The 541-nt window shown below is 49.7% G+C and carries 4 tRNA genes and 1 rRNA gene; all 5 read right to left on the reverse strand.

Annotation, left to right across the window (positions count from 1 at the left end):
* Positions 1–52: 52 nt before the first annotated feature.
* Positions 53–127: transfer RNA gene (locus ACFPOH_RS01875), tRNA-Gly, on the reverse strand.
* A 49-nt stretch (positions 128–176) separates the two neighbouring features.
* Positions 177–248 (reverse strand) — tRNA-Lys (locus tag ACFPOH_RS01880).
* 4 nt (positions 249–252) lie between these two features.
* A tRNA-Thr gene (locus ACFPOH_RS01885) sits at positions 253–328 on the reverse strand.
* 5 nt (positions 329–333) lie between these two features.
* Positions 334–409 (reverse strand) — tRNA-Val (locus tag ACFPOH_RS01890).
* A 47-nt stretch (positions 410–456) separates the two neighbouring features.
* Positions 457–541 (reverse strand): 23S ribosomal RNA (locus tag ACFPOH_RS01895); the annotation flags it as partial.

Raw genomic sequence — 541 nt, forward strand, 5'->3', positions numbered from 1 at the left:
ACCGCAGGATTTTAAGTCCTGTGCGTCTGCCTATTCCGCCACCCCGGCTTTTTGGAGCGGAAGACGGGGTTCGAACCCGCGACCCCCACCTTGGCAAGGTGGTGTTCTACCACTGAACTACTTCCGCGAAAAATAAGCCGCTGAATCAAATGTTCCATTCAAATATAATAATGTGATGAGCCATGAAGGACTCGAACCTTCGACCCTCTGATTAAAAGTCAGATGCTCTACCACTGAGCTAATGGCTCATGATGGTGCCGGCGAAAGGAATCGAACCCTCAACCCACTGATTACAAGTCAGTTGCTCTACCAATTGAGCTACACCGGCATATATGGTGGAGGATGACGGGATCGAACCGCCGACCCTCTGCTTGTAAGGCAGATGCTCTCCCAGCTGAGCTAATCCTCCTTCATTTGTTCTCTCAAAACTGGATAACGGCATTGAAAGCTTTTCTTTTGGTTAAGTCCTCGATCGATTAGTATCCGTCAGCTCCACACGTCACCGTGCTTCCACCTCGGACCTATCTACCTCATCGTCTTT

This window comes from Ureibacillus suwonensis (assembly GCF_042655065.1).
In the GTDB taxonomy this organism is placed as follows: domain Bacteria; phylum Bacillota; class Bacilli; order Bacillales_A; family Planococcaceae; genus Ureibacillus; species Ureibacillus suwonensis.